Genomic DNA, 13641 nt, shown 5'->3' with positions numbered 1-13641 from the left:
TATTTATTCTTTACTTTTTCTCATTTATTGGTAAGCTAAGTACAAAGAATAGGCTAAAGAAATGACTGAGTAAATTAAATAGATCTTTAAATATTAAGTTGAAGATTACTATTCATTTATCGTACAATATTAATAGGAATTATTAGTACCTGTTATTAATTTTAAAAGGAGTGCTAATCAAATGTTAAAAGTACAAGAAATACGCGAACTTATTAAATTAGTAGATGAATCATCCATTTCTGATTTTTCTTATGAAGCTAATGGAACAAAAGTATCCATGAAAAAAGAAAATGGAGAAGTTGTTCAAGTAGCTGCACCACAAGTTGCACCTGCTGTAGAAACTAAACCAGAACCACAAAGCGAGACAAAGTCAGCAGAACCAAAGAAAGAAGAAGTGCAACCAAAAGAAGAGCCAAAGGAAGAAGCGGCAGCAAGTACAGTAGACTATGACCATGAAATTGTATCACCAATGGTTGGAACGTTTTATGAATCGCCTTCACCAGAAGATGATCCGTACGTACAAGTTGGAGACAATGTTGATGCAAGTACAGTCGTTTGTATCGTTGAAGCGATGAAACTCTTTAATGAGATTGAAGCTGAAACGAAAGGTGAAATTGTTGAAGTGCTTGTAGACAATGGTGAATTAGTCGAGTACGGACAACCATTATTCCGTGTGAAGAAGAAGTAAGGAGGGATTGTCCGTGATACAGAAAGTATTAGTTGCTAACAGAGGAGAAATTGCAGTACGTGTAATACGTGCGTGTAAAGAGCTAGGAATTGAAACGGTTGCTATTTACTCTGAGCCTGACCGTGAATCTCTTCATGTTCAAATTGCAGACGAAGCTTATTGCGTAGGGCCAACGTTGAGTAAAGATAGTTACTTAAATAAAACAAACATTATGAGCGTTGCAAAGCTAACAAATTGTGATGCCATTCACCCAGGATATGGTTTCTTATCAGAGAATGCTGACTTCGCTGAAATGTGTGAAGAATGTAATGTTACATTCATTGGTCCAAGTGCTGATTCAATTTCAAGAATGGGAACGAAAGACGTGGCGCGTGAGACGATGAAAGAAGCGGGTGTTCCGATCGTTCCAGGTTCTGAAGGGATCATAGAAAACATAGAAGAAGGTAAAAAAATTGCCAAGAGCATTGGCTATCCAGTAATTATTAAAGCGACTGCCGGTGGTGGTGGTAAAGGGATCCGTGTAGCCCAAGATGAAGAAGAACTTGTTCAAGGTATTCGTCTAACTCAGAATGAAGCTGAAACAGCTTTCGGTAATCCGGGTGTTTATTTGGAAAAATACATTGAAGACTTTAGACACGTAGAAATTCAAATATTAGCCGACAAACACGGTAACACAGTTCATCTAGGAGAAAGAGATTGTACTGTACAACGTCGTTTGCAAAAATTAATTGAAGAAACACCTTCTCCAGCAATTGATGAAGAATTGCGTCAAGAAATGGGTGATGCCGCTGTTCGAGCAGCACAAGCAGTAGACTATGTTGGTGCTGGTACTATTGAATTTATATTTGATAAAAAAGAATCTCGCTTTTATTTTATGGAAATGAATACTCGAATCCAAGTGGAGCATCCCGTAACTGAAATGGTAACAGGTGTAGACTTAATTAAAGAACAGCTTAATGTTGCTAACGGCAAAGTTTTACCTTTTTATCAAGAGGATATTAAATTTGAAGGTTGGTCAATCGAGTGTCGAATCAATGCTGAAGATCCATACAAAAACTTCATGCCTTCAGCAGGTAAGGTTGAAATGTATTTGCCACCAGGTGGTTTTGGTGTTAGAGTAGATTCTGCAGCCTATACTGGATGGAATATACCGCCTTATTATGACTCTATGATTGCTAAATTAATTACACATGGAAGAACCCGTGAAGAAGCGATAGAGCGAATGAATCGAGCTTTAGATGAGTTTGTAATTGAAGGCATTCATTCAACAATTCCATTCCATAAACGTATGATGAACCATCAAGTCTTTATTGATGGTGACTTTAATACAAAGTTTTTAGATGATCATAAAGTAATGGAAGATGACAATTAGAGGTGACGAACATGGATGAGAACCAATTACTAAATGTTAGCGAAGACAATTCACTTGGTCGTGTTGAAATTGCACCTGAAGTTATTGAAGTGATTGCAGGAATTGCAGCGAATGAAGTGAGTGGCGTTGCTAACATGAGAGGTAACATTGCTTCGAATGTTACTGAACGACTGGGTAAGAAAAAGCACGGTAAAGGTGTTAAAGTCGAACTTACAGAAGAAGGAATAGAAATCGATGTTTACACAGTGTTAGATTATGGTGTATCTATTCCGAAAGTTTGTGAAAAGATTCAAGACAACATTCGCACAACACTAAAAAATATGACAGCATTAGAAATTATTGAAATCAATGTACATGTTGTTGGAGTTCAAATAGAAGAAAAGTCCGAAGAATCAAAGCCAGAAAAATAAACAGAAAAATCTAACTCGTGTCTACATAGTAGCGCGAGTTAGATTTTTTTAGTTTTAACATTATATTTTTATTTATTTCTTTTTTCATGGTAAACTTACTAAGTAGTAATTGCCGGAATATAATATAGAAGGAGAAAGGTTCAATGAGCAGGAAACATAGCCGTGAAAAAGCATTTCAAGTTTTATTTCAAATAGATATTAACAAAGATGCGAAACATGAAGATCTATTTAAAGTATTAGATGAAGATTTAAGTATTTTCAGTACCCAAATTATTAAAGGGGTAATGGAGTATAAAGAAGAATTAGATACATTAATTGAACAAAACCTTGAACATTGGAGTATCAATCGAATTGGTGCAGTTGAAAAAACGTTATTAAGAATTGCTGCGTATGAAATGCGTTATGTAGATGATACACCAGATAAAGTAGCGGTCAATGAAGCGGTTGAATTGGCTAAACGCTTTCATGATGACCAATCAGGAAAGTTCATTAATGGTGTCTTATCTAAGATTATAAGCAGTTAGAAGGTGAAACAATGAGCACGACGATTATGTATGGAAACACAGTGGCTGACTATATCAGATCAAACTTAACCGAAGATATTACAAGTCTAAAAGAACAAGGTGTGACCCCTAAATTAACAGTCATTATAATTGGGGATAATCCAGCTTCTAAGACTTATGTTAAAATAAAGAAAAAAGCAGCAGAAAAAATTGGAATAACATCTGATGTCATCGAACTTCCCGTGAACACTTCAGAACAACAACTACTTAACCATATCGAAACCTTAAATGAGGATTCATCAACTCATGGAATACTCATTCAGTTACCCTTACCTGCTCATATTAATGAAAAACGTGTCTTAGATGCTGTATCACCGGAAAAGGATGTAGATGGCTTTCACCCAATTAATGTTGGTAGACTTTCAATTGGACAGGAAGCTTTTTATCCTTGCACACCGTATGGTATTATGAAACTTTTACATTATTATCAAGTTCCTATAGCTAAAAAACAAGTCGTCGTAGTTGGTAGGAGTAACATAGTCGGAAAACCGATCGGACAAATGTTATTAAATGAAGATGCAACTGTAACTTATTGCCATTCAAAGACGGAAAACTTAAATGAATATACAAAACAAGCTGACATACTAATTGTAGCCGTTGGGAAAGCAAAGTTTATAAAAAAGGAAGACGTGAAAAAGGGTGCTGTCGTTGTGGATGTCGGTAATACATTTTTAGAGACTGGTAAAGTAGTAGGTGATGTTGCCTTTGATGAAATGATTGACCATGTCAGTTTTATCACTCCCGTACCAAAGGGAGTAGGGCCTATGACGATTACAATGTTATTAAGTAATACGATCCAAGCAGCAAAACGTTTAAGTTAAAAGGAGACCTTCAATATGAAGCAACAATACTTAACCGTTACCGCACTAACGAAGTATATTAAGAAAAAATTTGATGTTGACCGACACTTAAAAAATGTTTGGTTACAAGGTGAAATATCAAATTTTAATCATCATTCCAGGGGGCATATGTACTTTACGATTAAAGATGAAAATGCCCGTGTTTCAGCTGTGATGTTTGCTTCTTCCAATCGTTCACTGAAATTTAAACCTGAAAACGGTATGAAAGTGCTTGTCCATGGTGATATCAGTGTATACGAGCGAAGTGGTCAATACCAAATATATGTAAGTAATATGGAGCCTGACGGTTTAGGTTCTTTACATTTAGCGTATGAACAGTTAAAAAAGAAATTAAATAGTGAAGGGCTTTTTAATGAGGACTTAAAAAAGCCAATTCCCAAGTTTCCTGAAAAGATCGGAATTGTGACTTCACCGACAGGGGCAGCTGTGCGCGATATAATTACAACGTTAGCCAGACGTTATCCTCACACGAAACGCGTTGTTATACCTGTATCTGTTCAAGGTGAATTTGCCTCAAAGTCAATAGCAGATGGAATTAACGAGGCGAACAATATAGGTGATTTTGACACATTAATAGTAGGGCGTGGTGGTGGCTCAATCGAGGAGCTTTGGGCGTTTAACGAAGAAGTTGTTGCTCGAGCTATTAGCCAGTCTACAATCCCTATTATATCAGCCGTAGGGCATGAAACGGACTTTACAATAAGCGATTTTGTTGCTGATTTGCGTGCACCAACTCCGACAGCGGCTGCAGAATTAGCTGTTCCTTCGTTAGATGAACTACATAAACAAGTGGAAGTGACATCACACCGCTTACAACAACAAATGAAACAAAAGGTAAATACTTTGAATGAGCGTTTGAACTCATTAAGAAATGCTTACGCTTTTAAGTACCCGGTCCACTTAACGAGGCAGAAAGAACAAGATTTAGACCGTATTGTGCTACAATTAAATAAAAATATAAATCAAGCAGTACACATGAAGAAACAAAACTTGAACTCTTCTTATGATCAGTTAGTTGCCCACTCACCTTCGAACTTACTTAAAGAGAAGCGAAATCAAACGTATTACGTTACCGAGAAATTAAATCAGGTTATGGCTAGCAGTCATAAACAAAAACAACATGAGTTTAACACACAAATAGAAAAGTTATCCATTTTAAGCCCGCTTGAAACGATGAAGAGGGTTATTCGATTGCTTATAATGAAAATGATGACATTGTTAAATCGACAAAGGTAGTAGAAACTGGTGGATTGTTGAAGGTGTCATTTGCAGATGGTCAAGTTGTAAGTCAAGTCCAACGTGTTGAGGAAAGGGATGATCGAGATGGAAGATAATAACTTAACTTTTGAACAAGCGATGGAGAAGTTAGAGAAAATTGTAGAACAGTTAGAACAAGGCGATGTCCCGTTAGAACAAGCTATTCAGTATTATAAAGAAGGAATGCAGCTTTCAAAAGTTTGTCATGAGAAATTGAAAAACGTTGAAAATGAAATGACTGAGATTTAAACGAAAACGGTGAGTCTGAGCCATATACAGTGGAGGAAGAGTCATAGTGAACATTTTGTCATTTGAGCAAAAACAACAATCGATCAATGAACAACTAATAAAAAAGACGGAGAACATGAATTTACCAGAGCAATTAAAGTCAGCTGTTATTTATGCTATAAATGCTGGTGGCAAAAGGTTGCGACCAATTTTAATGTTGGCTGCTTATAATGCTTTTTCGGAAAATGAAGAACGTGTATCTGACGTCGTTGTTGCACTTGAATTAATTCATACATACTCTCTAATTCATGATGACTTACCAGCAATGGACGACGATGATTTTAGGCGTGGACAACCAACCATTCATAAACAGTATGATGAAGCAACAGCTATATTAGTTGGTGATGGTTTACTCACTTTGGCTTTTCAAGTCGTTTCTTCGTCTGCTAATTTAGAAGCAGAGGAAAAAGTGTTTACGATAGCAGAACTAAGTAAAGCAAGTGGTTTAGAAGGAATGATCGCTGGGCAATACTTAGACTTAAAAGGTGAAGGTGAACATTTAACTGTTGATGAACTTAGTCTGATTCATCGACATAAAACAGGTGAACTAATCCGTGGATCTGTTAAAATAGGAGCATATTTAGGCGGAGCAACTCCACCTCAAATCGAGGCACTTGATGAATATGCAAGTTATTTAGGTTTAATTTTCCAAGTTCAAGATGACATATTAGATGTTACTGGAAATGAAAAGGAGATCGGTAAGCCTGTCGGTAGTGATGTATCATTAGATAAGAGCACATACCCGAAGCTGTTGGGAATTGATGGAGCTATAGAGAAGCGGGATGATTATATGGAACGTGCTCAAAAGGCTTTACGTGAAGCAAGGGTCGAAAATACTCAGCTAATGGACATTATCGAACTATTTGGTAAACGAAGTTACTAGGCTATTTACAATTGTTAGTGGTAAGCTGATGTGATAAAATAGAATTTACGCAAGGGGTGGTGCAGTATGCTAGTCGGCCCCCCACTTCTGAAGGCGGGCCTAAAAATCCGCCAAAGGGCACATCGATGAAGTTTCTGGTGTTGGCTTGGGGCGCCCAGCCTTGGGTCGATGCTGGGAGTTAAGGTTGGAGGGCGATCCACAATGGCATGTGGGCGTTGACCCTGCTTCCGTGGAGGCCCATTCTTGTGCCTCATTAATCGCACTTAATGAGGTATGAAATGGGGTATGAACCTGCATGATACCGAGGAATTCGCTATCTGCAGCGTAGCCTGCCTTGAGTGGTGTCTAGGGGATTGCAATTCAGTACGTGTTCAATCGTTAGGCCAACGATTAACACGTTAAACGTTGCATGAAATAGATGCTGCAAAAGAGGCTAGGGAGTGGTTAAAGGCTGTCGAGGAAAACTCCTAGACTGTTCCGTTGCGACATTTAAGAGGGATTATAGTGTGGACTAAGTGGTAATCCAGTCTAGCTTTCGGAGACGAAGCTAAGGTCGTTTTAAAGGGGAACCGCCGTAGTGGCAACACACGGTAACGGCCTGGGAAAACCTACTGGACCTAAGCCGCAATTTTTACCTCTTAAATGACCACCTCTTTAGTACATATGATATTAAACAAAGGTTACAATACATTCTGAGGTCATAACATGATCAAAATAATAAAAGAATCCATTAAATTTAGTGTTAGTATAGCCGTTATCACCTTGGTGTTAGCGGCCATTTTTACAATAATATCTAATTCCATTTTAAGCGGTGTTGGATGGGTATTAGGTATGATTATTGTTTTTATAATCGTATTTATTGGTGTATTATCAGATATGATGGGAATTGCTGCAACAGCGGCAAGCGAGACACCCTTTCACTCGATGGCTTCGGAAAAAGTTTATGGAGCTAAAAATTCGATCAGAATTGTGCGTAATGCAGATAAATTTGCTACCTTCTGTAACGATGTAATAGGAGATATCGCAGGTGTCATAAGTGGTACAGCATCAACACTCGTTGTTATTCAATTAGCAACTTCGATTTCAAATGGACAAGCTTCTACATATCAATTTACAATCTCAGTGATCTTCACAGGTGTTGTTGCATCTTTAACTGTAGGTGGAAAAGCGTTGGGGAAATCGATCGCTGTACGAGCTTCAACGGAGTTAGTTCTATTTGCAGGAAAAATAACTACTTTTATCGAAAACAATTTACGTATACGTGTTTTACCATCACATAAAAATAAAAAATAATGAAATTAATTATAAAGGTGAGTGATCCTAAATGGATCTTAAAAACATTAAACATCCATCGGAAATAAAAGACTTATCAGTAGAAGAATTACAACAGTTAAGCGAAGAAATACGTTCGTTTTTGATTGAAAACTTATCAATGACAGGTGGACACTTAGGACCTAATCTTGGTGTAGTAGAATTAACCTTAGCTTTACATCAATCGTTCGATAGTCCAAAGGATAAGTTTTTATGGGATGTAGGACATCAAGCATATGTGCATAAAATGCTTACCGGCCGTACAAAAGACTTTGATACGCTAAGGAAATATCAAGGCTTGTGTGGCTTTCCTAAGATGAACGAAAGTGAACATGATGTATGGGAGACAGGTCATAGTTCTACTTCTTTATCAGCAGCTATGGGAATGGCTATAGCTCGTGATGTTAAAAAAGAAGATAATTATGTTGTACCTATTATAGGTGATGGTGCATTAACAGGTGGTATGGCATTAGAAGCGCTAAATCATATTGGACACGAACAGAAAGATATGATCGTCATCTTAAACGACAACGAGATGTCTATTGCGCCAAATGTCGGTGCTTTACATAACGTATTAGGACGTTTGAGAAGCGGCCAACGTTATAACTGGATTAAAGAAGAGTTAGAAGTGCTATTGAAGAAGATTCCTTCAGTTGGAGGAAAGATTGCTAATACTGCTGAGCGTATTAAAGATAGTATGAAGTATTTAGTTGTACCAGGCATGTTTTTCGAAGAATTAGGCTTTACTTATTATGGCCCAGTTGATGGTCATGACTATGAAGATCTATTTAAATCTATAGACTATGCTAAACGAACTGAAGGGCCGATTCTAATTCATGTATTAACAACGAAAGGTAAAGGTTATCACCCTGCAGAAAACGATAAAGTCGGAACATGGCATGGTGTTGGACCTTACAAGATCGAATCTGGTGAATCGGTTAAGAAAAGTTCAGGTGGTCCGGGATGGAGTAAAGTTGTTAGTGATACATTGATGCAAGTAGCTGATCACGATGAAGAAGTGGTGGCAATTACGCCTGCTATGACCGTTGGTAGTAAACTAGAAGACTTCAAGTCAAAATTCCCTGACCGACTTTTTGATGTAGGTATTGCCGAACAACATGCAACGACTGTCGCCGGTGGCCTTGCAACTCAAGGGATGAAACCATTTTTATCAATATACTCGACTTTCTTACAAAGAGGCTTTGATCAAGTCGTTCATGACGTTTGCCGACAAAACTTAAACGTAGCTTTTGGTATTGATCGTGCAGGGCTAGTTGGCGCAGATGGAGAAACACACCAAGGTGTGTTTGATATTTCATTTTTACGCCATTTACCGAATATGACAATTATGATGCCTAAAGACGCACAAGAATGTCAGGATATGGTTTACACGTCGTTAAATCATCAAGATGGTCCGATTGCGGTTCGCTATCCAAGAGGAAACGCTAAAGATCACCCTGTAGAAGGTCAGTATGAAATGGTGCCAGTTGGAACTTGGGAAGTACTGAAAGAAGGTAATGATCTTGTCATCTTAACTTTTGGTACGATGATTGAAAGAGCAATGGAAGCGGCAGCCAATTTAGAAAAAGAAGATATATCAGTTCGAGTCGTAAATGCTCGTTTTATCAAGCCATTAGATGCTAATATGTTAAGACAAATTTCACAAGAACATTTACCAATTCTCACAGTCGAAGAGCACGCTCTTCAAGGAGGATTCGGTAGTGCCGTTTTAGAATTTTTTGAAGAAGAAAAAGTAGCTTATCCGTTTATTTCTAGAATGGGTATACCTGATCGCTTCATTGAACATGGAAGTGTCGACGATTTATTAGAAGAAGTTGGTTTGACTGCTAAGCATATTCAAAAAGAAGTAAAAGAGATCGTGCCAACAAAAGAGAAAAGGGCTTAAGTATATGAAAAAAGTACGCTTAGATACACTTTTAGTTGAACAAGGCTTTTTTGATTCAAGAGAAAAAGCGAAGCGTTCAATTATGGCTGGTTTAGTTCACACTGATCATGAACGTTTAGATAAGCCAGGAGTTAAAGTTGATCCAACTATTAATATTAAAGTAAAAGGAAAAGCTGTCCCGTACGTTAGTCGGGGCGGCTTGAAGCTTGAGAAAGCGATTAAAAGCTTTAATATTGATTTTTCGGATCGATTAATTATAGACATTGGTTCATCAACAGGTGGTTTTACAGATTGTGCTTTACAGTATGGTGCAAAAGCAAGCTATGCTATTGATGTCGGTTATAACCAACTCGATTGGAAGCTGAGACAAGATGAACGTGTTTATGTTATGGAGCGTACTAACTTCCGCTACGTAACAAAAGATCATTTAGAGTACGGCATTCCGAATATGGCAGTAACAGATGTATCTTTCATATCATTAAAACTTATATTCCCTGTGATTCGTCAGATTGTAAAGCCAAATTCTGATATTGTAGCTTTAATTAAGCCTCAATTCGAAGCAGGAAGAGAACAAGTGGGGAAAAAGGGGATCGTGCGTGATAAGAAAGTACATATCGCAGTTGTTCACGACATTTTATCATTTGTTGAAAATGAAGGTTTTGTTATAGAAGGTCTTGATTATTCACCTATCACTGGTGGTGATGGCAATATTGAGTTTCTATTACATGCTAAATGGTTAGAAAATCAATCAGAGAACCGATTGTCAAAAGAAGAAATACATCAAGTTATTAACAAAGCACACGAAGATTTTCATAAGTAACTGGTCTAATGTTATACACTGAACTAAAAGATGGTGAAAAAATTGAAAAAAACACAACGATTATTAAAAATCCGTGATCTAATTTACAAACACGACATTGAAACACAAGATGAGTTAGTGCAAAAATTTCATGACCTAGGATATGATGTAACACAAGCAACAATTTCGAGAGACATAAAAGAACTTCAATTGGTGAAAGTCCCAACTAATGACGGACACTATAAATACAGTTTACCTGGGGATACAAAAGTTAACCCAACTGAAAAATTGCAGAGAACCCTGTTAGAAAGCTTTGTTTCAATTGATCGTGCTGACCATTTCATAGTTCTAAAAACTGTACCAGGTAATGCACAAGCAGTCGGTGTTTTAATTGATCAATTAGATTGGGAAGATATTATGGGAAGTATATGTGGAGATGACACATGCTTAATTATTTGTCGTACACCGTCACAAAGTGAAGCCATTTATAATGAATTTATGAAAATGCTCTAAGAATATGAGGTGTCTATTGTGTTAGCACAATTATCAATTAAGAATTTTGCAATCATTGATGAAATTTCACTATCTTTTAATGAAGGTTTAACCGTACTAACAGGAGAAACTGGTGCAGGTAAATCGATCATTATTGATGCGATTCAGCTTCTAGCTGGTGCCAGAGCGTCAGTAGAATTTGTTAGACATAATGCTGATCAAGCATCAATTGAAGGGTTGTTTTTTATAGATGACCACCAACACATGGCATATAAAGTGTTAGAACAATTTGAAATACCAATTGATGAAGATGAAGGTAGTGTTGTAATAGAAAGACGTATAACATCAAAAGGAAAAAGCATATGCAAAGTTAATGGTAAACTAATTACGTTAGCAGTCTTAAAAGAATTAGGTGCACAGTTAATTGATATACATAGCCAGCATGAGACACAATCTTTAATGAATCCAGAACGTCATATTGAGCTTTTAGACTTTTTTGATCGTGATGGTCTAGATCAATCGAAAGAACATTACCATGAATTATATACCCATTTACAATCACTAAAAAAGAAATATGAAGAACTATCCAACAACGAGCAAGAAATTGCACAACGTATTGATTTGTTAAAGTTTCAGCATAATGAATTGAATGAAGCCCAATTACAACTTGGTGAAGATGATCAATTAGAAGAAGAGCGAAGTCATCTAATGAATTATGAACGAATCTTTGAAGGGTTAAATGCAACGTATGAGTCATTATCGGCTGAGAATCATGCGATGGATTTCTTAGGACATGCGATGTCTGCCTTAGAACAACTAGAAGACGTAGATAAGGACCTTGAAGAGCTTTCTAAGCAATTAAAAGCGAATTATTATTCTTTAGAAGAGCTGTCGTTTGATTTACGAAATCGTTTAGATCAATTAGAATTTCAACCGAATCGTTTAGAGGAAATTGAAACGAGGTTATTTGAAATTAATCGATTAAAACGAAAATACGGCAAAGATGTTAATGAACTTATGACACATATGGCTCAAATGGAAGAAGAGTTAGAGCAACTCGAAAATAAAGACAGTCATTTACAATCACTTGAATATGAAATAAGAGAAGCGGAAAAAGATGCTTTAACTGAAGCGGAACATTTGCATAAATTAAGAAAAGAAATCTCAGAAAAGCTTATTTCAGCAATTCAACATGAATTACAAGATCTATATTTAGAAAAAGCACAGTTTGACGTGGAATTTAACACTCATAAAGGTGAGGTTAATTGGCGTGATCGTCATGTGAAATTGTTAAAACAAGGTTTAGACGTTATTCAGTTTCTCATTACGACAAATCCTGGTGAACCGATGAAACCACTTCATAAAGTCGCCTCTGGTGGAGAAATTTCGCGTATCATGCTTGCCATAAAGAGCATTTTATCGCAGCATCAAGGTATTACAAGTGTCATTTTTGATGAGGTTGATACGGGTGTGAGTGGTCGTGTAGCCCAAGCTATTGCCCAAAAAATTCACCGTATATCCAACAAGTCTCAAGTGCTTTGCATAACTCACTTGCCTCAAGTGGCAGCAATGGCAGACCATCATTACTTAATTAAAAAGGATGTTTCAAAAAAAGGATACACTAACACAAGTGTACACCCATTATCAGCGACTGAAACTGTTGAAGAGGTCGGGCGCATGATCTCTGGAAATGAAGTAACTGAAACGACAACAAACCATGCAAGAGAATTAATTGAACAGGCAGAAGTGTTGAAAGGTTAAACATACTTATACGTATGTTTAGCCTTTTTTTGATATATGTATTGGGTTTGTTAGTAATTATTTTATATACAATCAAACTTAATCTATTCAAGGAAATGATAAACTTAATTGCATTTACTTTTATCGTTTAAAAAGGGTGAAAAAAGCTCAAATTAACGTTAAAGCTTCAATTATAAAGAGGAATGAGGAGTGTAAGTTGATGAGGCGATCACGAATAACATTAAAAATCATTCTCCTTGTTTCGTTTGTTCTTCCATTCACATTATCATACCATGTAGCTGCTGAAAATTTGCAACCTGTTGAAGAAATAATACCTGGTGGTCAATCCATTGGTGTTAAACTCCACACTTCTGGTGTTGTCGTAGTCGGTTTTAGTCCTCTCTCCACTGATGAGGGTAAAACCTCGCCAGCTGAGGAATCAGGCGTTGAAGTTGGTGATATTATTTTACAACTTAATCAACATAAAATTAACGATATGCAATCCTTTACGAAGTTAATTCAGAAATACGAAACTGAGCAAGAGCCGATTGAATTATTAATTAAAAGAAAAGAGCATATTTTTCCTTTAACGGTAAAGCCACTTGCCGACGAAGGTGAAGATATTTATAAGCTCGGTCTCTTTATACGAGATGCAACTGCTGGCATTGGTACAATGACTTTTTATGATCCAGAATCTAAACGTTATGGAGCATTAGGGCATGTTATTACTGATCAGCAAACAAAGAAGCCATTAGATATATACAATGGTAAAATTGTGCCTTCAAAGATCACCTCGATTAACAAAGGAGAAAGCGGGGCACCAGGTGAGAAGCGAGCGCGCTTCTCGATGGATGATACAAGCTTAGGTACGATCCAAAAAAATTCTGACTATGGTATCTTCGGAAAGCTGGAAGACGACTCATTATTTGTAAATGACCATGTCGGGTTACTACCTGTTGCTAAAGCTCATGAAGTTAAAGAAGGAAAAGCTAAAATTTTAACAGTCGTAGAAGATGATACGATTGAGGAGTTTGAAATTGAAATCGTAAGTAGTGTACCTTCACAAACCCGG

At 37.0% G+C, this 13641-nt stretch carries 14 protein-coding genes; all 14 read left to right on the top strand.

The window, feature by feature from the left end; genetic code table 11:
- The first annotated feature begins 181 nt into the window (after positions 1 to 181).
- Complete coding sequence (gene accB, locus A194_RS0109255; protein ID WP_017186571.1) at positions 182 to 688, top strand: acetyl-CoA carboxylase biotin carboxyl carrier protein; 507 nt, start codon at positions 182 to 184, stop codon at positions 686 to 688.
- A gap of 13 nt (positions 689 to 701) precedes the next feature.
- A complete protein-coding gene (accC, locus tag A194_RS0109250; RefSeq protein ID WP_017186570.1) occupies positions 702 to 2060 on the top strand; it encodes an acetyl-CoA carboxylase biotin carboxylase subunit in 1359 nt (452 codons plus the stop codon).
- A gap of 11 nt (positions 2061 to 2071) precedes the next feature.
- Positions 2072 to 2470: an Asp23/Gls24 family envelope stress response protein gene (locus tag A194_RS0109245; protein WP_017186569.1), complete on the top strand. Its 399-nt coding sequence runs from the start codon at positions 2072 to 2074 to the stop codon at positions 2468 to 2470.
- A gap of 143 nt (positions 2471 to 2613) precedes the next feature.
- Positions 2614 to 2994, top strand: a complete 381-nt coding sequence (gene nusB, locus A194_RS0109240) for a transcription antitermination factor NusB (RefSeq protein ID WP_017186568.1) — start codon at positions 2614 to 2616, stop codon at positions 2992 to 2994.
- 11 nt (positions 2995 to 3005) lie between these two features.
- Positions 3006 to 3854: a bifunctional methylenetetrahydrofolate dehydrogenase/methenyltetrahydrofolate cyclohydrolase gene (locus tag A194_RS0109235; protein ID WP_017186567.1), complete on the top strand. Its 849-nt coding sequence runs from the start codon at positions 3006 to 3008 to the stop codon at positions 3852 to 3854.
- A gap of 15 nt (positions 3855 to 3869) precedes the next feature.
- Positions 3870 to 5129, top strand: coding sequence for an exodeoxyribonuclease VII large subunit (xseA, locus tag A194_RS18015; protein ID WP_337442969.1), 1260 nt, complete (start codon positions 3870 to 3872; stop codon positions 5127 to 5129).
- 78 nt (positions 5130 to 5207) lie between these two features.
- Positions 5208 to 5399, top strand: a complete 192-nt coding sequence (gene xseB / locus A194_RS18010) for an exodeoxyribonuclease VII small subunit (protein ID WP_337442968.1) — start codon at positions 5208 to 5210, stop codon at positions 5397 to 5399.
- 46 nt (positions 5400 to 5445) lie between these two features.
- A complete protein-coding gene (locus A194_RS0109220; protein WP_017186565.1) occupies positions 5446 to 6321 on the top strand; it encodes a polyprenyl synthetase family protein in 876 nt (291 codons plus the stop codon).
- Positions 6322 to 7026: 705 nt separating this feature from the next.
- Positions 7027 to 7614, top strand: coding sequence for a hypothetical protein (locus tag A194_RS0109215; protein WP_029425129.1), 588 nt, complete (start codon positions 7027 to 7029; stop codon positions 7612 to 7614).
- 31 nt (positions 7615 to 7645) lie between these two features.
- Positions 7646 to 9538: a 1-deoxy-D-xylulose-5-phosphate synthase gene (gene dxs, locus A194_RS0109210; protein WP_017186563.1), complete on the top strand. Its 1893-nt coding sequence runs from the start codon at positions 7646 to 7648 to the stop codon at positions 9536 to 9538.
- Positions 9539 to 9542: 4 nt separating this feature from the next.
- The gene (locus A194_RS0109205; RefSeq protein WP_017186562.1) at positions 9543 to 10358 is read left to right on the top strand and encodes a TlyA family RNA methyltransferase; all 816 of its coding nucleotides are present in this window, start codon (positions 9543 to 9545) and stop codon (positions 10356 to 10358) included.
- A gap of 42 nt (positions 10359 to 10400) precedes the next feature.
- Positions 10401 to 10850, top strand: a complete 450-nt coding sequence (gene ahrC, locus A194_RS0109200) for a transcriptional regulator AhrC/ArgR (RefSeq protein ID WP_017186561.1) — start codon at positions 10401 to 10403, stop codon at positions 10848 to 10850.
- Between the two features lie 18 nt (positions 10851 to 10868).
- Entirely contained in the window at positions 10869 to 12590 is a 1722-nt protein-coding gene (gene recN, locus A194_RS0109195; RefSeq protein WP_017186560.1) for a DNA repair protein RecN, read from the top strand.
- A 199-nt stretch (positions 12591 to 12789) separates the two neighbouring features.
- Positions 12790 to 13641 (top strand): SpoIVB peptidase (gene spoIVB / locus A194_RS18005; protein WP_017186559.1); only part of this gene is annotated, 852 nt, incomplete at its 3' end.

The sequence above is a fragment of the Alkalibacillus haloalkaliphilus C5 genome (assembly GCF_000269905.1).
Classification (GTDB): domain Bacteria; phylum Bacillota; class Bacilli; order Bacillales; family Alkalibacillaceae; genus Alkalibacillus; species Alkalibacillus haloalkaliphilus_A.
This window is presented reverse-complemented; position numbering and strand designations above follow the sequence as displayed.